This is a genomic window from Pelagibius sp. CAU 1746 (assembly GCF_039839785.1).
Taxonomy (GTDB): Bacteria; Pseudomonadota; Alphaproteobacteria; order Kiloniellales; family Kiloniellaceae; genus Pelagibius.
In genome coordinates this window covers 242,866-264,475 of sequence record NZ_JBDOQT010000002.1, presented here as the reverse complement: position 1 = coordinate 264,475, position 21,610 = coordinate 242,866, and the positions used below count along the sequence as shown (strand labels likewise).

Genomic DNA, 21,610 nt, shown 5'->3' with positions numbered 1-21,610 from the left:
CTAACGGTTCGGGCAGCCGTTTCCGGGCGGGGTGGACGCTGAGAAGGTGAGTGCGCATGCAATTCATTGATTGGCCGGCCCTGCAGATTGCTGTCGTCCTGCTGCTCGTCGTCTTGGTTTTTTTCGGCTTTGTGCGCGAGCGGATGCCGCCTGACATCGTTGCGCTCTGCGCGGTCGGCGTGCTGTTAGTCACCGGAATTCTCTCTACCGCCGATGTGCTGAGTGTGTTCAGCAATCCGGCGCCCTTTACCATTGCCGCGATGTTCGTCCTCAGCGCCGCGCTGGAGCGGACCGGCGTGATCGATAGCCTCGGCCGCGCCGTCGGCCGCGCTGGCGGGCGTACGCCTCTGTTGTCGACGGTCGTGCTCCTCGGCAGCGTGATGCTCCTATCTGCCTTCATCAACAATACTCCGGTAGTGGTGATCCTGACGCCGGTCGTCATCGGCCTCGCGCAAGCAATGGGCATACGCCCCTCCAAGCTGCTGATCCCCTTGTCCTTCGCCAGCATCTTCGGTGGCTCTACAACGCTTATCGGGACATCGACCAACCTTCTGGTCGACGGTGTCGCCCAGGAGCATGGCATGGCGCCCTTCGGGATGTTTGAAATCACGGCAGCCGGTCTCATCATGGGCTTTGTCGGCATTGTCTATCTGGTGTCGGTCGGCCGCTGGCTGTTACCCGATCGGGAAATCCTGTCCGATATCCTGCCGCGTTCCGAGGACCGGCATTTTCTGGCAGACGTCCTGGTGCCGCTCGATTCCCCTCTCGTTGGCAAACACTTGAAGGACGCCGGCTTTTCAGAGGCGCGGGGCTTGCGCGTCGTTGATTTGATTCGCGACGAGCGCTCTCTCGGAATGGCCATGGCCGAAGCCCTGCTGCAACCAGGCGACCGCGTGGTTGTCCGCAGCAAGGTCGGGGACATGCTGGGGCTTCGAGAGGCGGGCGACGTCGCCTTCGGGCGCAAGGAAGTGCACGCCATCGAGCCGATCGGTGCGCGGGAGACCGTCATTATGGAAGGCGTGGTGGGCCCGCAGTCGCGTTTTCTCGGCCGCCGGGTCGCAGACCTAAATCTGCGGCGCCTCTATGGCGCTTACATTCTCGCCATCCACCGGCGTGGCGAGGGCCTGCCCGGCAGCTTCGACAATGTGCGGCTGCGCATGGGCGACACGTTGCTGCTCGAGGGGTCGGCAGACAGCATGAAACGCCTCTTCGACTACAAGGAGCTGGTCAACCTGACCCAGCCCACGGGCCGCCCGCTGAGGCGGGATAAAGCGCCCATTGCGATTTTGGCCGTCTTGCTGGTCATGGGGCTCTCGGCTTTCGAGTTTCTTCCCATTGCTGCCCTGGCGCTTCTTGCGGCCACGGGTGTCGTTGCCCTGCGATGCCTCGATGCCGAGGAAGCCTATGCCTCCGTACGCTGGAACATTCTGATGCTGATCTTCGGCATGTTGGCCATCGGCCTCGCCATGGAGAAGACAGGCGCCGCCCTGACGATCGTACAGAGCCTCGCAATCGTCGCAGGGATGCTGGGGCCGCTGGCGGTCCTTTCGGCAGTTTACCTGATCACCTCGATCCTGACCGAGATCATGAGCAACAATGCGGCTGCGATCCTATTGACCCCCATCGCGGCGGGCATTGCCGTGCAACTGGGTGTCGATCCGCGTCCCTTCGTCGTCGCCGTCATGTTCGCCGCCAGTGCTTCCTTCGCCACGCCGATCGGCTACCAGACCAACACCTTCGTATACAGCGCGGGCGGCTATCGTTTCGCCGATTTCGTCAAAGTCGGCCTGCCCCTGAACGTCATCCTCTGGGCGGTCGCGACGATGATCATTCCGATTTTCTGGCCGGTGTCGTAAGCGGGACCGGGGCCGAGCCGGCAAAAAGAAGGGGGTGCGCCGCCGCCGCGGGGCACCCCTTCAAGTTCACAGGGAGAACTCAGACGTGAGTCATACAGGTAGGAGGCTCTACGTGAGTTACTGTCCTGCTACTCCTCATGAGCAGCCGCTGGTGCTGCCGCAGGTTGCGCACTTGAGGCACGTGCCATTGCGCACCAGCGTAAAGTTACCGCACTCCGCGCAGGAGTCGCCCTCGTAGCCTTTCATGCGGGCTTCGCGGACGCGCTCCAGACGCGTGTCGACCTCGCGGACGACCGTGGTCTCGACGGCAACGGCTTCGGCGGTGCCTGCGGAGCCGACGAGCTCTTGGGTGACGCTGCCGGCGGTCACGGTGGTCGTCTGGGTCGCCCCAGCAGACATACCCGTGGTTCCGTTGGCAGCGCCGCCGTTCACGACCAGGAGCTGATTGCGCACGAAGCCTTTGGAGGCGTAGCGGCGGACGGTTTCCACCGCGTCTTGCGGCAAATCTCCCTGGCCGTCGCCGGTGCCCAGGCTGTCCGGCATGATATCCGCCGGTTCCACGTGGGCCAGGTCGTTACGGCCGAGGTAGGAGATCGCAAGCTCCCGGAAAATGTAATCGAGCACGGAGGTGGCCATCTTGATGGTGTCGTTGCCGTCCACCATGCCCGAGGGTTCGAAACGCGTGAAGGTGAAAGCCTCCACGTACTCTTCCAGCGGCACGCCGTACTGCAAGCCGATGGAAATGGCGATGGCGAAGTTATTCATCAGGCTGCGGAAGGCGGCGCCTTCCTTGTGCATGTCGATGAAGATTTCGCCGACCTTGCCGTCTTCGTATTCGCCGGTACGGAGATAGACCTTGTGACCGCCGACCACGGCCTTTTGGGTATAGCCCTTGCGCCGCTGCGGCAGGCGGTCCCGCTCGCGGCTGCGTTCCACCACCCGCTCGATGATGCGCTCGGCGACGATTTGGGCGCGCTCCGGCTGGCTGGCCGCGGCGACCTTCTCCGCCAGGGTCTCATCCTCCTCGTCGTCGATGGAGTCGAGGATGCTGGAGGTCAGCGGCTGCGAGAGCTTGGAGCCGTCGCGGTACAGCGCGTTGGCCTTGAGGCCCAGGCGCCAGGACAGCATGTAGGCCTCCTTGCAGTCCTCGACTGTGGCGTCGTTGGGCATGTTGATGGTCTTGGAGATGGCGCCGGAGATGAAGGGCTGGGCCGCCGCCATCATACGAATGTGGCTCTCCACCGAGAGGTAGCGCTTGCCGTGGCGCCCGCAGGCATTGGCGCAGTCGAAGACCGGCAGGTGCGCCTCCTTCAGACCGGGCGCTCCCTCCAGAGTCATGGCGCCGCAGCAGTAGCTGTTGGCCTGATCGACCTCCTCCTTGGTGAAGCCCAGGGCGCTCAGCATGTCGAAGGAGACGTCCTCCAGCTCGGCCCGGGTGAAGCCCAGGGCTTTGGTGCAGAAGTCCTCGCCCAGGGTCCACTTGTTGAAGGCGAACTTGACATCGAAGGCGCTGGCCAGGCCCGCTTCCAGGGCCTGCAGGGCGGCTTCGGTGAAGCCCTTGGCCTTCAGGCGATCGTGGTTGATGCCGGGGGCGTCCAGCAGGGTGCCGTGGCCCACCGCGTGACGGATGATGGTTTCGATCTCGCCTTCGCCGTAGCCCAGGGTGCGCAGCGCCTCGGGCACCGTGCGGTTGATGATCTTGAAATAGCCGCCGCCGGCCAGCTTCTTGAACTTCACGATGGCGAAGTCCGGCTCGATGCCGGTGGTGTCGCAATCCATCACCAGGCCGATGGTGCCGGTCGGGGCGATGACCGTTGCTTGGGCGTTGCGGTAACCATACTTCTCGCCCAGCTTCAGCGCCTTGTCCCAGGCGTTCTTGGCCGCTTTGATCAGGGCCTTGTCCGGGCAGCCGCGGGGCTCCAGCGGCAGCGGCGTGATGGAGAGGTCGTCGTAGTTGGCGCGATGGCCATAGGCGGCGTGGCGGTGGTTGCGGATGACGCGCAGCATATGCTCCGCGTTGTCCTGGTAGCGGGGGAAGGGACCCAACTCCTCGGCCATCTCCGCCGAGGTGGCGTAGGAGACGCCGGTCATGATCGCGGTCAGCGCCGCGGCCAGGGTGCGGCCCTCCTCGGAGTCGTAGGGGACGCCGGAGGCCATGAGCAGGCCGCCCAGGTTGGCGTAGCCCAGGCCCAGGGTGCGGAAGTCGTAAGACCGCTGGGCGATCTCCGCCGAGGGGAACTGCGCCATCAGCACCGCGATTTCCAGGGTCAGGGTCCACAGCCGCACCGCGTGCTCGTAGGCCTCGACGTCGAAGGGATCGTCGCCGCGGCGGAAGGCCATGAGGTTCAACGAGGCCAGATTGCAGGCCGTGTCGTCGAGGAACATGTACTCCGAGCAGGGGTTGGAGCCATTGATGCGCCCGGAGGCTGGGCAGGTGTGCCACTCGTTGATGGTGGTGTCGTACTGCATGCCCGGATCGGCGCAGGCCCAGGCGGCGTAGGAGATCTGATCCCACAGCTCGCGGGCCCCGACCTTCTTGTGCAGCTTGCCGTCGGTGCGCCGGATCAGGCTCCAGTCCTCGTCGTTCAGCACCGCTTCGATGAAGCTGTTGGGCACGCGCACGGAGTTATTGGAGTTCTGGCCGGAAACCGTCAGGTAGGCGTCGGAATCCCAGTCCGTGTCGTAGGTCTTGAAGTCGATGGAGGTGTAGCCCTGCTTGGCGAACTGCACCACGCGGGCGATGTAGTTCTCCGGCACCAGGGCGGCGCGGGCCGCCTTCATGGCCGCCTTCAGCGCGAAGTTCTTCTTCGGGTCGAAAGCGTCGGTCTGCTCGCTGTCCTCGACGGCTTTGAACTCGTGGCAAGCGCGCATGATGGTGTTGAGGTGCTTGTCGCAGGTCTTGGAGCCGGTGACCAGGGCCGCGACCTTCTGCTCCTCGTGGACCTTCCAGTTGATGTAGTCCTCGATGTCCGGATGGTCGAGGTCGACGGTGACCATCTTGGCGGCGCGGCGCGTGGTGCCGCCGGACTTGATGGCGCCGGCGGCGCGGTCGCCGATCTTGAGGAAGGACATGAGGCCGGAGGAGCGGCCGCCGCCGGACAGCGACTCGCCCGCTCCGCGCAGGGAGGAGAAGTTGGTGCCGGTGCCCGATCCGTACTTGAAGAGGCGCGCCTCGCGGACCCAGAGGTCCATGATGCCGTTCTCGTTCACCAGGTCGTCGCCGACCGACTGAATGAAGCAGGCATGGGGCTGCGGGTGCTCATAGGCGCTGGCGGCGCGGGTCAGTTCGCCGGTGGAGAAGTCGACGTAGTGGTGGCCCTGGCTGGGGCCGTCGATGCCGTAGGCCCAGTGCAGGCCCGTGTTGAACCACTGCGGCGAGTTCGGCGCGGCCATCTGTTTGGCCAGCATGTAGCGCATCTCGTCGTAGTAGGCGCGGGCGTCCTCCTCGGCGTCGAAGTAGCCGCCCTTCCAGCCCCAGTAGGTCCAGGTGCCGGCCATGCGGTGGAAGACCTGCTTGGCCGAGGCTTCGCCGATGAAGCGCTCGTCCTCGGCGATGTCGGTCATGGCCTCGTGGTCGGGCGTGCTGCGCCACAGCCAGGACGGCACGTTGTCCTCGGGCACGCGCTTGGACTTCAGCGGAATGCCGCGCTTGCGGAAGTACTTCTGAGCCAGGATGTCGCAAGCCACCTGCGACCAGGAGTTGGGGACCTCGATGTCCTCGGCACGGAACACCAGAGAGCCGTCCGGATTGCGAATCTCGCTCGACGTCCGGCGAAATTCGATCTTGTCGTAGACGTCGGTGCCAGCTTCCGTAAAGCGACGCGCAACCCGCATGCGGTAATCTCCAATCTCTCTACTGTCTGTTAACCTTGCAGCGCGTCACAGATGATGGGACAGAAGCCCTAAATCGTCCTTCTTGGACCCTGGCTTGATCCTGTCCGCTGCCCCGGAATCCCCCGCAAATCCTCGCGATTTGCTGCATCTTGTGACGCGATGTCATTAAAGCACAACATATGCTCCAGGTCACCACATTTTGAGTTAAGAACTGGTTAAAACGCCATGACTGGGGGGCTTGCAAATCCCGGAAGCGCCGGATGCCGCCGCTTCCGGCTGGTGTCCCAGCACGAGAAATTTTTTTCGGCTCCCGAGGCCGGAAGGGCGACGGCGCCGGCGGTGGCCGACGGCGGAGCCGGGCGGCGGCCGAAAGCGTGGGCAGGGAGGTTGTCTGCCGCTATAGTTGCGCGCGATTTGAAGTGCCTGTGAAACACGTTATGGGGGGAATCACCCGATGAGCGGAGTGACCGTCGTGCTTCTCGTGATCATCGGCCTACCGGTCCTGGCGGGTGTGATCGGGGTGCTGCTGTACAACAGGCTGGTGGCCCTGAAGAACCAGGTCGAGGCGGCCTGGTCGCAGATCGACGTGCAGCTGCGCCGCCGCACCGACCTGATCCCCAATCTGGTGGAGGTGGTGAAGGACTACATGGCCTATGAGCAGGAAACCCTGACCAAGGTGGTCGAGGCGCGCAACCAGGCGGTGGCGGCGCGCGAGCAGGGCCGCGAGGCGACCATCGCGGCGGAGGGCATGCTGACCCAAGCCCTGGGGCGCCTCTTTGCCCTGTCGGAGAACTATCCGGAGCTGCGCTCCAACCAGAACGCCGCCAGCCTGCAGGAAGAGCTCTCGGCGACGGAGAACAAGATCGCCTTCGCCCGCCAGCACTACAACGACTCGGCGATGAGCCTCAACACGGCAACCGAGACTTTTCCTTCCAACCTCATCGCCAGCCGCTTCGGTTTTACCAAGTCGGTCTACTTCGAGGTGCCGGAGGAGGCGCGCGAGCCCGTGAAGGTCGACCTCCGCTAAAGCCATGGCAAGGCGCACGCCCTGGGGGCCGGCGCCATCCGGCCCCGAGTCGTCCGGCCCCGAGTCGTCCGGCCCGCTGCCCTCGGGGCAGGCGCCATCGGGGCTGGCGCGGACCGACTTCCATGCCGCCATCCGGCGCAACGCCTGGAATACCTTCTGGCTCTGCCTGGTTCTGGTGCTGGTCGGGGTGGCCCTGGGCTACGTCTTCGGCTGGGTCTTCGAGGTCTTCTTTCTGGCGCCGCCGGAGGGCGGCCTCACCCTCGATCCCCTTGCCGTCAGCGCGGGCGGCCTGCGCGGCGCCGCCATCATGGCGGCGGCCAGCGCTCTGGCCGTCATCGTCGCCCTGACCCGCGGCGACCGCATCGTGCTGGGCCTCGCCGGCGCGCGCGAGGTGACGCCGGAAGAAGAGCCGCGGCTGCACAACGTCGCCGAGGAAATGGCGCTGGCCGCCGGCCTGCCCAAGCCTCGCGTCTTCGTCATCGAGACCCCGGCGCTCAACGCCTTCGCCACCGGCCGGAAGCCGGAGAAGGCGGCCATTGCCGTGACCCGCGGTTTGATGGACAAGCTGAGCCGCAGCGAGCTGCAGGGCGTGGTCGGCCACGAGATGGGCCACATCGCCAACAACGACATCCTCTACGCCACGGCGGTCGGCGTGCTGGTCGGTCTCATCGTGCTGATCTGCGACGCGGCGCTTCGCAGCTTGCGCCATGTGCGCTTCACCGGCGGCCGCCGGGGCAAGCAGGGCGGCGCCGCCGTCATTGCGCTCGTCGTGCTGCTGGTTTTCGCGATCCTGGCGCCGCTGGCCGCACGGCTGGTGCAGATGGCGATTTCGCGCCAGCGCGAGTACATGGCCGACGCCACCGCGGTGAAGCTGACGCGCAACCCCCTGGGCCTCATCGGCGCGCTGCAGAAGATCGGCGGCAGCGACGTGCGCTACGAGAACGCCAACCGCGCCATCCAGCACCTCTACATCGCCAACCCGGTGAAGAGCTTCGGGCCCAAGGCGCGGGCGTTGTTCTCCACCCACCCGGCGATGGAAGACCGCATCGTTCGGCTGCGCAATCTCGGCTGAGGCGAGGGTTCGCTCAGGCGCGCTCGGCGAGCGGCAGGTTGACCAGCAGGTTCTGCGGCTTGAGGCGCAGCCGGTTCTGCTCTGTCATGGCCATGGCCAGATAGACCGGCCGCCCGGCGACGCTGGGCAGCAGCAGCGAGGGGTCGTCGAACTCCATGCGGAAGAGGGAGAGCAGGCGCGCCAGGCGGCCCTCGCCCACCTCCACGCCGTTGTAGAGGTCGTTGAGCATGGCCGTGCCCTCGGCGTCCAGGCCGATGTGCCAGACCCAGCCTTCGTCGCTGATCTTCTGCACCGGCTGGATGGAGACGCCGATGGCGTAGAAGTGCCGCACCCAGCGCTCCAGCACGCGGCACAGCGCATCCAGCCCGGCGCCGGCGAAGTTCAGGTTCAGAACAGTGTCGTAGCGGCTGTCGCGCGTCCAATAGATCTCGGCGTTGTCTTCGGTCAGCACGTCCAAGTCCACCGTGCGCAGCGGCGTCTGCGCCTCGGCCACCAGGCGGCCCAGGCTGCCGAAGCCGCCGGAGGCGGCGTACATCTCCACCGTCTCGGCGTCGGCGGCCATGAGGGCGCCGTCGTTGATGGTCACCTGCTGGGCGCGGAACAGCAGCTCGGCGGCGCGCAGTTTCAGAGGGTCCTCTTCGCCCTCCAGCATGGCGCGGGCAATGACGTGGGCCAACTGGTCGATGAACAGCGGCGGCACCATCACCCCGTCCGGCTCCAGGAAGAGCTTCAGGTAGGCGTCTTCCAGGCTGTCGGCGGCCATGAGGCGCTCGCGGAAGCCCAGCACCACCTGGTAGTTCTCGATGGCGTCGGGGTCGGCCATCGCGGCCAGGCGCTCGCCGCTCACCGCCTCGCGCGGGTTGCGCAGCAGGGCGGCGTGCAGGGCGCGCTCGGCCTCGTTGGACTCCTCGACCGGGCGCACCTCCGGCCGGTTCAGGTAGGCGCGCAGAAAATCGTCGGTCACCGTCAGGTGCCCGGCCGTGCCCGGTTCAGGGGGCCGCCGCTCCAGAAGGTGATAGCCGGAATCCCGCCAGAAATCGTGCATGACGCTTCTATAGGGGGCGGCGGGGCGGCTGTCCAGCGATGGGCGGTCTCACGCCGTGCTGACCGAGCTGTGATGACGCCGGGGCCAGGGCACCCTTGTCAGGCCGCGGGCTTGGTCCCATGCTCGGCTTCCAAGGGCGCGCGAGCCTGGGCGCCCGGGTGACGGCCGGGAGGACGATGGACGATGGACGCCGATAAGCTGAAGGAGATGCAGGCACCGATCAAGGCGCGCTACCGGGAGGACCCCGAGGCGGCGGTGGTGACCCTGAAGGCGGAAGGCGCCATCGGCGAGGGGCTGTCCTGCTCGGTCGAGACCGGGCGCGCGCTCGTGGAAGCCGGGCTGCACCCGGCGACCGGCGGCTCCGGCCTGCAGGCCTGTTCGGGCGACATGCTGCTGGAGGCGCTGGTCGCCTGCGCCGGCGTTACCCTTAACGCCGTGGCCACGGCGCTCGGCCTCGCGCTGCGCGATGCGCGGATCCGCGCCGAGGGCGACCTGGACTTCCGGGGCACGCTGGGCGTCGACAAGGAGGCGCCGGTGGGTTTCCGCGATATCCGCCTCGACATCGATTTCGACGGCGATCTCTCTGAAGAAGAACAGGCGACCCTGCTGAAACTGACCGAGCGCTATTGCGTCGTCTACCAGACGCTGAAACGGCCGCCGCCCATCACGGTGACCCTGCGGAGGGATTGAGGCCGCGCCCCGCAACCGAGCGGAGCTGATTTCAACCTGCGATGAAGGCTCGTCAGCGACCAATAACACCAACGGTATTCATCGCGCGACGGACTCTGTGGATGCATCGGTAACTCATTGAAGGTAAGGGTGATTTTTTACGTCTTGGGCGTTCGGATATTTCCCATTCGGTAAGCTTTTTCGTCGAATACTCGACAAACACGAGAAAGCAGCCAGCGATGTCACGCCCCAACATTGTTCCGACCGGCCGTGAAGGCCATTTCGACACCGAAGAGATCATCGTTTCGAAGACCGACCTGCAAGGGCGCATCACCTATGCGAACGATGTCTTCTTGCGGGTGAGTGGTTTTTCCGAGAGGGAGATTCTCGGCCAGCCGCACAACATCATCCGTCACCCCGACATGCCGCACAGCGTCTTCAAGCTGCTGTGGGACACGATTCAGGGTGGCGAGGAGATCTTTGCTTACGTGGTGAACCTGGCGAAGAACGGCGACCACTATTGGGTCTTCGCCCACGTGACGCCCAGTTTCGACGCCGAGGGCAAGATCGCGGGCTACCATTCGAACCGGCGCAAGCCGGACCCGGAGCAGATCGCCAAGATCGAGCCGGTTTACCGTAAGCTGCGTGAGCTGGAGAACGACAGCGGCCGCGTCAAGGACGGCATGGCCGCGGCGATCGAGTTCCTGCAGCAAACCCTGGAGAAGCAGGGGACGACTTATGAACGTTTTGTTTTCTCTCTCTAGCGCGCGCCTGCTCACCGGTGCCGTGGCCGCTCTGCTGGCCGCTGTCATCGGCTGGCAAGCGGCCGCCGAAGGTCTTCCGGTTGCGCAGAGCGTCTTGGAGGTTGCGGCTTTCGTTGCGGCCTGCCTCGCGACGCTGGCGCTGCACCGCGTCGTCGGCGCGCTGAGGACCATCGTCGAGACGGCGGAGGAGATTGCCCACAGCGGCGACTTCAGCTTGAGGGTGCCGTGCAGCGAAGGGGCGCGGGAGACGGAAAAGTTGCGGCAGGCCATCAATCACCTGGTCGACGTCACCGACGCTTTCGTCCGCGAGGCGGGAGCCTCCATGCAACATGTCGCCGCAGGGAAATATTTCCGCAGGATCATCCTGCGCGGATTGCCGGGCGACTTTCGCGCCAGCGCTGAGCGGGTCAATGCGGCCGTCGCGGAGATGGCCAGCAAGACCCAACGTTTCTCCGAGCTGACGAACACCTTCGACAAGGAGATCTCGGCGACCATCGAGGCCGTGGAGCAAACTGTCGCCGCGGTGGGCGGGCAGTCGAAATCCCTGAACGAATGCGCCGCGGATTCCAGCCACCGGGCGACGACCATGGCCGCTGCCGCGACCGAGGCCTCCACCAACGTGCAGGCCGTTGCCGGGGCCGCCGAACAGCTTTCGGCGGCGATCCAGGACATCACCGAGCAGGTCGAACGCCAGGCGGCGATCACCCGGGAGGCCAGCGGTAACGCCCAAACGGCGAGCGCGCGGATGCAGGAACTGGTCGAAACCGCCGGGCAGGTCGGCGCGGTGCTGAGCCTCATCACCGAGATCGCCGAGAAGACCAACCTGCTGGCGCTCAACGCCACCATCGAGGCGGCGCGGGCCGGAGAAGCGGGCAAGGGCTTTGCCGTGGTGGCCGGCGAGGTCAAGGCCCTGTCCCATCAGACTGCCGCCGCGACGGAGCAGATCGCCCGCCAGGTCGAGAGCATTCAGGAGACGACCCGGCGTAGCCACAGCGCCAACGAGCAGGTCACGAAGATGGTCGAGAACATCAGCGAGATCGCTGAAGCCATCGCCGGGGCGGCCGAGCAGCAGAGCGCGGCCACCCGGGAAATCGCCGGGTCCATCGGTCAGGCCTCAGCGGGGGCCGCGGAAATCGCGGAAAATATTTCCGGGGTGACCGCGGCTGCGAATCAGACTCAGGGCGCCGCTGAGGAGATGGCCAGGGCCGCCGACGATATGACCCGGCAGGTCGCGGTCCTCGAGAGCGCAGCCGCCGGCTACCTCAAGGAGGCCCGCTCGATCAGCGGCTGAGGCCGAGGGGCCGTCTCCTTCCCGATAAAAGGGATAGCTTCCCCGCGAACTGCCTGGGCCGAGGCCTGCGGCCCCCGCCCGAAGGGTATGGAATCCGCCGGTTTTCGGGGTGTTGCGGCGGGCCGGCCGGGACCGTCCGAAGGCTGGACGGATCGCCGCCGGGGTGCCATAGTCTGGCCGCTGCCGGGGGGAGAAACGGCCTCTCCCGGGAGTCGGCATTTCAGCTATTCGTTTCAGTCAAGGGGTACGTCTCGGGCATGGGGACCACCATCGGCACAAGGCTCTTCACATGGTTGCGCGGCGAACTGGTCGGCAGCGACCAGCAGGGCAACCGCTACTACCGCGCCAAGGGCGGCGGCCGTACGCACAAGGATTCGTTGCGCAAAGAGCAGCGCTGGGTGATCTACAACGGCGAGGTCGAGGCGAGCCGCGTGCCTCCCGACTGGCATGCCTGGCTGCATCACACCACCGATCAGGTTCCGCCGGAAGGCGGCGCCGCGCGGCAGCCGTGGCAGAAGGAGCACCAGCCCAACCTGACAGGTACGGTCCAGGCCTATCGGCCGCCGGGGCACGCCCTGAAGGGCGGCAAGCGCGACCGCGCCACCGGCGACTACGAGCCCTGGACCCCGAATTGAGCCGCACGGCCTTTCACCCGATCTTCCTGTTTAGGATCTGACTGATGCGCAGAAACATGATCGAGACGGTGATGGGCGCGGTGGTCCTGCTGGTGGCCGTCGCCTTCGTCGTCTTCGCCTTCCGCAGCACCTCCATCGGCGACAACGCCGGCGACGGCTATGAAGTGCTGGTGTCCTTCGATGACGCTTCCGGCCTGAACGTCGGCACCGATGTGCGTATGGCCGGGGTGAAGATCGGCACCGTCGTCGATCAGCGCCTCAATCCCGATACCTACTTCGCCGAGGTGTTGATCAGCATCAGCAACGCCATCCGCCTGCCGACGGACACCTCCGCGCGGATCATTCCCGACGGATTGCTGGGCGGCAACTATGTCGCCCTGGAGCCGGGCGGCGCCGAGGACTACATCGCCGACGGCGGCCAGATCCAGTACACCCAGGGCTCGATCAACGTGGTCGACCTGCTGGGCCGTTTCATTTTCAGCGCTGCCGACGCGGCCTCTCAGAGCAGTTCGGACGGCGACTCCCCGCAGTAGGGCGGAAAGCGGCCGCCGATCCGCCGAGGTTGCGTCCTTCGGGGGGAGCCCTTAAATCTTTGGCAGTGAATTTCTGCTGAGGTTCTTCGCGTGTCCGCACCTAATGCCAAGAAGTTCGAGATTCCGGTCTGGCTGCAGCCCGACGGCGCGCCACTTTCCTGCCGCGAAAAGATCAAGATTCTGAACGAGAATCTGGAGGAAATTCGCGAGATGGCCCAGGACGCCCTGGAGGACGGAATCCTGATGGGCTGCGACGAGGCCCAGCTGCGCGAGGTGCTGCTGGCCCTGGTCGACTCGCTGGAGAACCCCTACGGCGACCGCAAGGGCGCCAAGAAAGATTGAGGAAATTACCCTTGAGGTTTGTCCCCCGGGCCTTGGCCCTCTCCCTGCTGACGGCGCCTTGGTTGATGATGTCCCCGGCGCCGGCAGGTGCCGTCGCCGGCGATATCGCCGTGCTGCAGGGCCTCGACAAGATCACCGCGCGGATCTCCACCTTCGAGGCGCCCCTGAACGAGCCGGTGCGCTTCGGCTCCCTGCAGATCATCGCGCGGGCTTGCGACAAGAAGCCTCCGGAGGAGACGCCGGAGAGCACGGCTTTTCTGGAGATCGTCGACATCCGCCCGGATTCGCCGGCTGTGGAGCTTTTCACCGGCTGGATGTTCGCTTCCAGCCCCGCCATCTCGGCGGTCGAGCACCCGGTCTACGATGTCTGGGTGGTCGACTGCAAGAAGGCCTCCAGCTCCTCCTCCGAAACCCCGCCCGAATAGAACTCCGCCTGGGCCGAGACCGCCTTGGTGAGCAGCCGGCGGTAGTCCTCGCGCGGAATCTCCTTGGCGCCGAAGCGGCTGAGGTGCGGCGTGGTGAACTGGGTATCCAGCAGTTGGAAGCCGCCCTTCTTCAGGCGCAGCACCAGATGCACCAGGGCCACCTTGCTGGCGTCGGTCGCGCGGCTGAACATGGATTCGCCGAAGAAGGCGGCGCCCAGGGAGACGCCGTAGAGGCCGCCGACCAGTTGGCCGTCCCGCCAACACTCCACGGAATGCGCGAAGCCCATCTCGAAAAGCTCGTTGTAGAGCGTCTCGATCACCGGGTTGATCCAGGTGTCGGGCCGGTTCTCCGCCGGTTCGGCGCAGCCCTGGATGACGTCCTCGAAGGCGGTGTTGCAGCGCACCTCGAAGAGTCCGCGGCGGATTTTGGCGCGCAGCTTGCGCGGCACGTGTAGGCCGTCGAGCGGCAGGATGCCGCGCATGTCCGGATCGATCCAGTGGAGTTCCGGGTCGACACGGCTCTCGGCCATGGGGAAGATCCCGATGGCGTAGGCGCGGAGCAGGAGGTCGGGCGTCAACTGCATGACGCCGAATCATATAAGCTAAGAACCCGGTTCGGCTAGATTCCGCTACGCCTTGCCGGCGACAAATTTTTCCAGCCAGTGGATGTCGTAGTCGCCGTTGATGAAGTCCTGCGCCCCGATCAACCTTTGGTGCAGCGGGATGGAGGTATCGACTCCGACGATGACGAACTCCTCCAGGGCGCGGCGCAGGCGCATCAGGCACTCGTTGCGGGTCTGGCCGTGGACGATCAGCTTGGCGATCAAGCTGTCGTAGGTCGGCGGGATGCGGTAGCCGGCATAGAGACCGGAATCGACCCGCACGCCAAGGCCGCCGGGCGCGTGGTAGTCGGTCACCAGGCCGGGGGAGGGGATGAAGGTCTCCGGGTTCTCGGCGTTGATGCGGCACTCGATGGCGTGGCCGGAGAACTTGATATCCTTCTGCTTCAGGTCCAGCGGCAGCCCGGCGGCGACGCGAATCTGCTCGCGCACCAAGTCGATGCCGGTGATCGCCTCCGAGATCGGGTGCTCCACCTGCAGGCGGGTGTTCATCTCGATGAAGAAGAACTCGCCGTTCTCGTAGAGAAATTCGATGGTCCCGGCGCTGCGGTAGCCCAGCTTCTTCATCGCCGCGGTGACGCGTTCGCCGATGGCCTCGCGTTCGGCGGCGTTGAGGGCCGGAGAGAGCGCCTCCTCCAGCACTTTCTGGTGCCGGCGCTGCAGGGAGCAGTCGCGCTCGCCCAGGTGGATCGCGCCGCCTTGTCCGTCGGCCAGAAGCTGCACCTCGATATGGCGCGGCTCGCCGAGGTAACGCTCCATGTAGACCTCGTCGTTGCCGAAGGCGACCTTGGCCTCGGAGCGGGCGAGGCGGTAGGCATCCTCCACCTCGGCGGCGCTGCGGGCCACCTTCATGCCGCGGCCGCCGCCGCCGGCCGCCGCCTTGATCAGCACCGGATAGCCGATCTCGTCGGCCGTCTGGCGCGCCGCCTCGGCGGAGGTGAGGCCGCCGGCGGAGCCCGGCACCACCGGGATTCCAAGCTCCTTGGCGGTCTTCTTGGCCACCACCTTGTCGCCCATCATGGAGATGTGCTCGGGCGAGGGGCCGATGAAGACCAGGCCGTGCTCTTCCACCATGGCGGCGAAATCCGCGTTTTCCGACAGGAAACCGACGCCGGGATGGATGGCATCGGCGCCGGTGATATTGGCGGCGGAAAGGATGGCTGGAATGTTGAGGTAGCTGTCCTTGCTGGGCGCGGGGCCGATGCAGACCGATTCGTCCGCCAGGCGGACGTGCATGGCGTCGGCGTCGGCGGTCGAGTGCACGGCGACCGTCTGGATACCCATCTCACGGCAAGCGCGGTGGATCCGCAGAGCGATCTCGCCGCGATTGGCGATGAGGATCTTGTCGAACATCGTCGGCCGCGGCGCTACTCGATCACCAGCAGCGGCTCGCCGTACTCCACGGGCTGGCCGTCGCTGATCAGGATCTGCTTGACCGTACCGGCACGTGGCGAGGCCAGCGGGTTCATCACCTTCATGGCTTCGATGATCAGCAGTGTCTGGCCCTCGGAGACCGAATCGCCGACCTTCACGAAGGGCGGCGCGCTCGGTTCGCTGGCGACGTAGACCGTGCCGACCATCGGCGCGGTTACCGCGCCGGCGGGAACCGCCTCGGGCCCGCCTGCAGCGGCCGCGGGTGCCGGGGCGCAGGGCGCGGGCGCGGCTGCCGGTGCGGCCAGCGTGGTCACGCCGGCGTTCTTGGCGACCCGGATACGGTGGTTGTTGACCTCGTACTCAATCTCGTTGAGTCCGGTTTCCTGAAGCAGGTCCGCCAGTTTGCGGACCAGCTCTTCGTTGACTTCGAACTTGGCCATCACGTCTCTTGCTGTGTGTTCAGGCGCCGCGCCAGGGTGTCGAGTGCGCAGAGGTACCCCTGCGATCCCAGACCGGCAAGCACGGCGTCCGCCACTTTCGACACATAGGACTGGTGCCGAAAAGCTTCACGCCGGTGGATGTTGGAAAGATGGACCTCGATCAACGGGAGCTCGGCCGTCAGCAGGGCGTCCATGATCGCGATCGAGGTATGCGTATAGGCGCCGGGATTGATGATGATTCCGTCGTGGCCGTCGCGCGCCTCATGAATCCAGTCGATCAGCTGTCCTTCGCTGTTCGACTGGCGGCAATCGACTTCCAGGCCCAGGCTCTTGCCATGGCTGCGGCAGCTCTCCTCGACGTCGGATAGGGTTTCCCTGCCGTAGACATCGGGCTGGCGGCTTCCGAGCATGTTCAGATTGGGGCCGTTGAGGATAAGAACCTTCGGCGCTTTGGCCACTTGCGCGTTCCCCTTGATCAAGACCGACAAGCGTTAGCATAGGCGGGCCGGATGTGGCAACGCGGCTGTTTCGGCGAGACGGGCGGGAGGCGCGCCTCAGCTTTGCTTGGCGCGGGCCGCGGTGATGACGCTGCGGAGCTGTTCCAGGCTCAGCGCGCCGGGCATCAGGGTATCGCCGACGATGAAGGCCGGGGTGCCGGTGATGCCGATCTTCTCGGCCGTCGCGTGGTTGAGCCGCAACGCGGCCTCGATGGCCGGGTCCTGCATGTCGGCGCGCAGCCGGGCCTCGTCCAGGCCCACCGAATCGGCAACGGCCATGATTTCGTCCTCGGTGAAGCCACCGCCGTCTTCCATCAGCGCAAAATGAAAGGCTTCGTACTTGCCCTGGCGCTCGGCCGCGAGCGCGGCCTTGGCCGCCATGACCGATTCCTGGCTGAGGATGGGGAATTCCTTCATGACCACGCGCAGTTGCGGGTCCGATTCCATCAGTTCGGCCAGAATTCCGGTCATCCGTTTGCAGTAGGGGCAGCGGTAGTCGAAGAACTCGACCAGGGTGACGTCGCCCTCCGGGTTGCCGAGGACCGGCGCCTGAGGGTCGTTGGTCAGCGTTTCGGCCTCGGCGATCAGGGCCTCGCGCTGGCGCTGGGTCTCGGCTTCCTGCTGGCGCCGCTCGAAGCTCTGCAGGGATTCGACGATGACTTCCGGGTGCTCCAGCAGATACTGGCGCACCAGGGCCTCGACAGCCTCCTGCTGCTGAGCGTTCAGTGCCGGCGGAGTTTCCTGGGCCTGGCCCGGGCGTGGCGCCAGCAGAGTCGCGGCAGCCACCATGAGGGCCGCGCAGCTCCAGAGAAAAATATTGTTTTTCAATGAATTAGTTCCAGCCATTTCAATATCCTCGATGATCCGGCGGCGGCCGCCGCCGGGGAGCGGGCCCCGCGACAGGGAGTGATAGCGGAATTTGCCACCGGGGGCCAATCACAGGGGTGTCAATACGGGGTGTCAATGCAAGGGGGCCCGGCGGTGGCGTCCGCGCTCAGTTGTCCTTTTTCAGGCGACGCTCCGCTTCGTTCTTGACGTCCTGGGCGCGCAGCCAGGGAGCGGTGTTTTCCGGCAGGGCGCCGGCCGCGTGCTCGGCGCGGTCGCGCGCCTCGGCGTATTTGCCCCGCGCCAGGGCCGCCTCCGCCAGCGACAGCGCGGTCATGGCCTGATCGCCCAGGCGGCCGTGCGCGACGGCCGCCAGGCGCCAGGCGGCGGCGTTACCGGGCTCTTCGGCCAAGGTGACGCCCAGGTTCTCCAGGGCCGCCTGGTCCATTTCGCGGGTGTCGAGGGCGATCTGGGCCCTGGCCAGCGCCTGGCGGATTTGTGCCGAGCCGGGCAGGATCCGCGCCGCGGTCTGGTACTCGGGCACCGCCTCGGCGACGCGGCCGTGTTCCAGCAGTATCTGTCCCTTCAGTTCGCGGAAATAGGGGTCGTTCGGCTGCTGCAGCAGCAGGGCGTTGATCTCGGCCAATGACTTGTCGATGTCCGGCACGCGGTAGTAGGCGATGGCCCGGGCGTAGCGCGCCGGCAGGCTGGCATCGCTGGTCGGGTAGCTCCGCAGCACCTGGTTCAGGGGATTGAGGAAGCCGATCAGCTTGGCGCGCATGCGATCGTGCATCCGTACCAGATCCTGGTCCGGCGGACTGTCGGCGTAGGGCGATTCGCGCAGCGCCTGGCGCAGGAAATCGATGCGGTCCTGGGTCAGCGGGTGGGTACGCAGATAGGGGTCCTGGTTGTTGGTCAGCAGCACTTCCTGGCCGCTCAGCTTCTCCATGAACTCCATCAGCCCGCGCGGCGACTGCCGGGTCGCCCGCAGCAGGCTGACCGCCGCCTGGTCGGCCGAGTTTTCCTGGGTGCGCGTGTATTGCAGCAGGCCCCGCAGGGCGATGTCCTGGCCGCCGCTCAGCACCGCCGCGCCCAAACCGCCCTCGCCGGTGGCCAGGGCTGCGCCCAGGCTCAGCAGGTAGGTGGCGATCAGCGCGGCATAGGTCTGTTCCAGGGCGGCGCCGCTGCGGGCCAGGTGGCCGCCCGCGATGTGGCCGGTTTCGTGGGCGATCACGCCGATCACCTCGCCGGGGTCCTCGGTCTCTATCAGCAGGCCGGTGTTGATGAAGAGATTAAGGCCGCCGGCAACAAAAGCGTTGAGTGCGCGGTCCTTTACGAGGTAGAGCCTGATGCCTTGGGGGCTCAGTCCGGCTGCCTGGAACAGTGGCGTGGCGTAGGTGCGGATGGTATTTTCGATCTCCGCATCCCGAATCAGCTGTAGCTGATCCGCCGCCGCCCGCTGCGGCAGCAGAGGGCCGAGCACGAGCAACAGAATGCAGAACAAAGGAACGGGCGGTTTGCGCAAGGGTCTGATCTCGCCTTTCATCTCCATACCTAAACACGCCATGCGCGCTTTTCAACGCAGCTCATCCGCGGCGGGCCTGAGAATAGCAGGTCTTCTGGGCATAACCATGGCAGTCCTGGGCGCCTGCGAGGCCCCGCGGGAGCCGGGGGTCCTGGCGCCGGTCGAAGGCTTTGCCGGCCTGGTCGCCGGCGACGAGCCCTGGGCCGTGACCATCGGTCGGGATGTGATCGGCAACGGCGGCACCGCCGCCGATGCCGCCGTGGCCATGTATTTCGCCATGACCGTGACCCTCCCGTCGCGGGTCGGCTTGGCCGGGGGCGGGGTCTGCATCGCCCACAACAGCGGCCTCGGATACCAGGCGGGCGAGCCGAGCGTGCAGGTCTTCCAGTTCCTGCCGGACCCCGGCGCCGGCGCGCGCCCGCAGTTCGCCGGCGCGCGCGCCATGGCGGTGATGCACGCCCGGCACGGCGCCCAGCGCTGGGAGCTGCTGCTGGGCCCTGCCGAACGGCTGGGTCGCGTCGGCTACGGCGTCAGCCGCGCCTTCGCCAGCGACCTCGCCGCCGCCGCTGATTTCGTATCGGCCAATCCCGACCTGCGGGCGGTCTATGCGAACCGGGCCGGTTCGCTGGCCCGTGAAGGCGACGAGATCATGCCCTCGGAGCTGGCCGGGGTGATTTCCGGCCTGCGCCGCCAGGGTGCGGGCTATCTTTACACGGGCTCCTTCGCCAACCGGCTGGTGGAGTCGGCCAACGGAATCGGCGTGCCGCTGACCATGCAGCAGCTGCGTGACACGCTGCCCCGGGCGGCCGCCCCTCTGGAGATTCCCCTGGGCGACAGCGTGGCCTATTTCCCGCCGCCGCCGGGCGGCGGCGGCCTGCTCACCGCCCAGATGGTCGGCATGCTGACGGAAGTGGAGAGCTACGACAGTGCCTCGCCCGCCGACCGCGTCCATCTGCTGGCGGACTCCGGGCAGCGCGCCTTCGCGGCGCGCAGCGGCTGGCTGGGCAACGGCAACGACGGCCGCGGCTTGGTCGGGGAGGACACCCTGGAGCGGCTCATGGCCGGCTACACCTCTCGCCAGCACACCCCGGCGCCGGTGAGCGCCGCAAATGCTTTGCCCGCGGTTTCCAATCCCTTCACCGCCGGTTTCGTGGTGGCGGACCAATGGAGTTCCGCGGTCGCCTGCAGCTTCAGCATGAACGGCCTGTTCGGCGCCGGCCGGATAATTCCGGGCACCGGCATCCTGCTGCCCAAGGATCCGGTCCTGGGTGCCGACAACCTGACCGCCACCATCTTCGCCAACCCCTTCAACGGGACGCTCTATTTCGCCGGAACGGCGAGCGGTGGCCTGGCGGCGCCCGCGGCGCTGACGCGGGTGATGCTGGAAAGCCTGAGCGGCGAGGGCGACCTGGAGGCGGCGGTCGCGGCGCCGCGGGTGGTCAATGTCGGAGCGCCGGATATCACTTACTACGAGCCCAGCCTGGATGCCGGGATCGTCAACGCCCTGCGCCAGCGCGGTCACAGCCTGCAGGCCGAGCCGGGCGTCGGCCTGGCCAACGCCCTGTCCTGTCCCGGCGGCCTGCGCAATGAGACCGCGAGCTGCCAGGCGGTGAGCGACCGGCGCGGGCACGGCCTGGCCGTTTTCGTGCAGTAGCCGCGGCAGGCGGGAAAGGACGCCATGGTTCTGAAGGTCGCCGGGCGCGGGCGCGTGCCACCTTTCATCGTCATGGACGTGATGCGCGCCGCCAACGAGCGTGAGGCCGCCGGCGGCGACGTCCTGCACCTGGAGGTCGGCCAGCCGGGCACCCCGGCGCCCGACGGCGTTCTGGCGGCGGCCCGCGCGGCGCTGGACGGACACCTGATCGGCTATACCGACGCCATGGGGCTGCCCAGCCTGCGCCGCCGCATCGCCCGGCACTATCAGGACTGGTACGGCTGCGCGGTCGATCCCGAGCGCGTCATGGTGACGACCGGCTCCTCGGCGGGTTTCCAGGTCGCATTCCTGGCCGCCTTCGATGCCGGAGACCGCGTCGCCCTGGCCGCGCCGGGCTATCCGGCCTATCGCAACATCCTGACGGCGCTGGGCGTCGAGCCGCTGCTGCTGCCGGCCGAGGCCGAGCATCGCTTCCAGCCGACACCCGAGCTGCTGCAGCGCCTGCCCGAGCCGCCCGACGGCCTGATCGTCGCCTCGCCCTCCAACCCCGCGGGCACCATGGTCGGGCGCGCCGATATGCAGGCCCTGGTGGATTACTGCCGCGAGCACGGCATCCGCCTGGTTTCCGACGAGATCTATCACGGCATCTGCTTCGATCAGCCGGGCGTCAGCGCGCTGGAGCTGACCGACGAGGCCATCGTCATCAACTCCTTCTCCAAGTACTTCTCCATGACCGGCTGGCGGCTGGGGTGGATGGTACTGCCCGAGGACCTGCTGCGGCCGGCGGAATGCCTGGGCCAGAACCTCTTCATTTCGGCGCCCTGCCTGTCGCAGATCGCCGGCGAGGCGGCTTTCGGCTGCGGGGAGCAGCTCGATGGCTACGTTGCCGCCTACGCCCGCAACCGGGCCCTGCTGCTGGAGGAACTGCCCAAGGCCGGGCTCGACCGTCTGGCGCCCGCCGACGGCGCCTTTTACATCTACGCCGATGTCGCCGAGCTGACCAACGACAGCGAGGCGTTCTGCAAGCGCATGCTGGCGGAGATCGGCGTGGCGGCGACGCCGGGCATCGACTTCGATCCCGACCGCGGCCGACGCTTCCTGCGCTTTTCCTTCGCCGGGCGCGAAGCGGTCATGGCCGAGGCTGCGCGCCGTCTCAAGGACTGGATCAAGGGTTGACGCTTG

General features: G+C 66.5%; 20 protein-coding genes. 12 read left to right on the top strand and 8 right to left on the bottom strand.

What is annotated here, in order from left to right:
• Positions 1 to 56 precede the first annotated feature (56 nt).
• Positions 57 to 1,856 (top strand): SLC13 family permease, encoded by a 1,800-nt coding sequence (locus AAFN88_RS18075; RefSeq protein WP_347521969.1) that lies wholly within the window; start codon positions 57 to 59, stop codon positions 1,854 to 1,856.
• Positions 1,857 to 1,991: 135 nt separating this feature from the next.
• Here AAFN88_RS18075 and AAFN88_RS18070 read toward each other — a convergent pair whose 3' ends face one another.
• Positions 1,992 to 5,690, bottom strand: coding sequence for a vitamin B12-dependent ribonucleotide reductase (locus AAFN88_RS18070; protein WP_347521968.1), 3,699 nt, complete (start codon positions 5,688 to 5,690; stop codon positions 1,992 to 1,994).
• Between the two features lie 454 nt (positions 5,691 to 6,144).
• Here AAFN88_RS18070 and AAFN88_RS18065 point away from each other — a divergent pair, with 454 nt between their 5' ends.
• Both AAFN88_RS18065 and AAFN88_RS18060 read left to right on the top strand, forming a co-directional pair.
• Positions 6,145 to 6,717 carry a LemA family protein gene (locus tag AAFN88_RS18065; protein WP_347521967.1) on the top strand — a complete coding sequence of 191 codons (573 nt, stop codon included), beginning with the start codon at positions 6,145 to 6,147 and terminating at the stop codon, positions 6,715 to 6,717.
• A 4-nt stretch (positions 6,718 to 6,721) separates the two neighbouring features.
• Positions 6,722 to 7,789 (top strand): M48 family metallopeptidase, encoded by a 1,068-nt coding sequence (locus AAFN88_RS18060; RefSeq protein ID WP_347521965.1) that lies wholly within the window; start codon positions 6,722 to 6,724, stop codon positions 7,787 to 7,789.
• 13 nt (positions 7,790 to 7,802) lie between these two features.
• Here the strand turns inward: AAFN88_RS18060 and AAFN88_RS18055 are convergent, their stop codons facing one another.
• Positions 7,803 to 8,834 carry a DUF6352 family protein gene (locus AAFN88_RS18055; RefSeq protein WP_347521964.1) on the bottom strand — a complete coding sequence of 344 codons (1,032 nt, stop codon included), beginning with the start codon at positions 8,832 to 8,834 and terminating at the stop codon, positions 7,803 to 7,805.
• Between the two features lie 183 nt (positions 8,835 to 9,017).
• Here AAFN88_RS18055 and AAFN88_RS18050 point away from each other — a divergent pair, with 183 nt between their 5' ends.
• The 7 genes from AAFN88_RS18050 to AAFN88_RS18020 all read left to right on the top strand — a co-directional run bounded on the left by AAFN88_RS18050 (position 9,018) and on the right by AAFN88_RS18020 (position 13,493).
• Positions 9,018 to 9,524: an OsmC family protein gene (locus tag AAFN88_RS18050; protein ID WP_347521963.1), complete on the top strand. Its 507-nt coding sequence runs from the start codon at positions 9,018 to 9,020 to the stop codon at positions 9,522 to 9,524.
• A gap of 218 nt (positions 9,525 to 9,742) precedes the next feature.
• Positions 9,743 to 10,267 (top strand): PAS domain-containing protein, encoded by a 525-nt coding sequence (locus AAFN88_RS18045; RefSeq protein WP_347521962.1) that lies wholly within the window; start codon positions 9,743 to 9,745, stop codon positions 10,265 to 10,267.
• A complete protein-coding gene (locus tag AAFN88_RS18040) occupies positions 10,242 to 11,558 on the top strand; it encodes a methyl-accepting chemotaxis protein (RefSeq protein ID WP_347521960.1) in 1,317 nt (438 codons plus the stop codon). Before AAFN88_RS18045 ends, AAFN88_RS18040 begins: the two co-directional genes overlap by 26 nt.
• A gap of 257 nt (positions 11,559 to 11,815) precedes the next feature.
• Positions 11,816 to 12,193 (top strand): NADH:ubiquinone oxidoreductase subunit NDUFA12, encoded by a 378-nt coding sequence (locus AAFN88_RS18035; RefSeq protein WP_347521959.1) that lies wholly within the window; start codon positions 11,816 to 11,818, stop codon positions 12,191 to 12,193.
• Between the two features lie 44 nt (positions 12,194 to 12,237).
• On the top strand, positions 12,238 to 12,726 hold the full coding sequence (gene mlaD / locus AAFN88_RS18030) for an outer membrane lipid asymmetry maintenance protein MlaD (protein ID WP_347521958.1): 489 nt from the start codon (positions 12,238 to 12,240) through the stop codon (positions 12,724 to 12,726).
• A 90-nt stretch (positions 12,727 to 12,816) separates the two neighbouring features.
• Positions 12,817 to 13,068, top strand: a complete 252-nt coding sequence (locus tag AAFN88_RS18025; RefSeq protein ID WP_347521956.1) for a hypothetical protein — start codon at positions 12,817 to 12,819, stop codon at positions 13,066 to 13,068.
• An 11-nt stretch (positions 13,069 to 13,079) separates the two neighbouring features.
• Positions 13,080 to 13,493 (top strand): DUF2155 domain-containing protein, encoded by a 414-nt coding sequence (locus tag AAFN88_RS18020; RefSeq protein ID WP_347521953.1) that lies wholly within the window; start codon positions 13,080 to 13,082, stop codon positions 13,491 to 13,493.
• Here AAFN88_RS18020 and aat read toward each other — a convergent pair.
• From aat to AAFN88_RS17990, 6 genes are all read right to left on the bottom strand, one after another.
• Complete coding sequence (gene aat / locus AAFN88_RS18015) at positions 13,427 to 14,077, bottom strand: leucyl/phenylalanyl-tRNA--protein transferase (protein WP_347521952.1); 651 nt, start codon at positions 14,075 to 14,077, stop codon at positions 13,427 to 13,429. The two genes, AAFN88_RS18020 and aat, sit on opposite strands and share 67 nt — an antisense overlap.
• Positions 14,078 to 14,122: 45 nt before the next feature.
• Positions 14,123 to 15,466 carry an acetyl-CoA carboxylase biotin carboxylase subunit gene (gene accC / locus AAFN88_RS18010; protein WP_347521951.1) on the bottom strand — a complete coding sequence of 448 codons (1,344 nt, stop codon included), beginning with the start codon at positions 15,464 to 15,466 and terminating at the stop codon, positions 14,123 to 14,125.
• Between the two features lie 14 nt (positions 15,467 to 15,480).
• A complete protein-coding gene (gene accB / locus AAFN88_RS18005) occupies positions 15,481 to 15,927 on the bottom strand; it encodes an acetyl-CoA carboxylase biotin carboxyl carrier protein (protein ID WP_347521950.1) in 447 nt (148 codons plus the stop codon).
• Positions 15,927 to 16,385, bottom strand: a complete 459-nt coding sequence (aroQ, locus tag AAFN88_RS18000; RefSeq protein ID WP_347521949.1) for a type II 3-dehydroquinate dehydratase — start codon at positions 16,383 to 16,385, stop codon at positions 15,927 to 15,929. The genes accB and aroQ overlap by 1 nt, the downstream gene beginning before the upstream one ends.
• Positions 16,386 to 16,481: 96 nt before the next feature.
• On the bottom strand, positions 16,482 to 17,252 hold the full coding sequence (locus tag AAFN88_RS17995) for a DsbA family protein (protein ID WP_347521948.1): 771 nt from the start codon (positions 17,250 to 17,252) through the stop codon (positions 16,482 to 16,484).
• A 166-nt stretch (positions 17,253 to 17,418) separates the two neighbouring features.
• A complete protein-coding gene (locus AAFN88_RS17990) occupies positions 17,419 to 18,774 on the bottom strand; it encodes a M48 family metalloprotease (protein ID WP_347521947.1) in 1,356 nt (451 codons plus the stop codon).
• A gap of 106 nt (positions 18,775 to 18,880) precedes the next feature.
• Between AAFN88_RS17990 and AAFN88_RS17985 the strand changes: the two genes are divergently transcribed.
• Positions 18,881 to 20,428: a gamma-glutamyltransferase gene (locus tag AAFN88_RS17985; RefSeq protein WP_347521946.1), complete on the top strand. Its 1,548-nt coding sequence runs from the start codon at positions 18,881 to 18,883 to the stop codon at positions 20,426 to 20,428.
• A 24-nt stretch (positions 20,429 to 20,452) separates the two neighbouring features.
• On the top strand, positions 20,453 to 21,604 hold the full coding sequence (locus AAFN88_RS17980) for an aminotransferase class I/II-fold pyridoxal phosphate-dependent enzyme (protein ID WP_347521945.1): 1,152 nt from the start codon (positions 20,453 to 20,455) through the stop codon (positions 21,602 to 21,604).
• Positions 21,605 to 21,610: the final 6 nt, after the last annotated feature.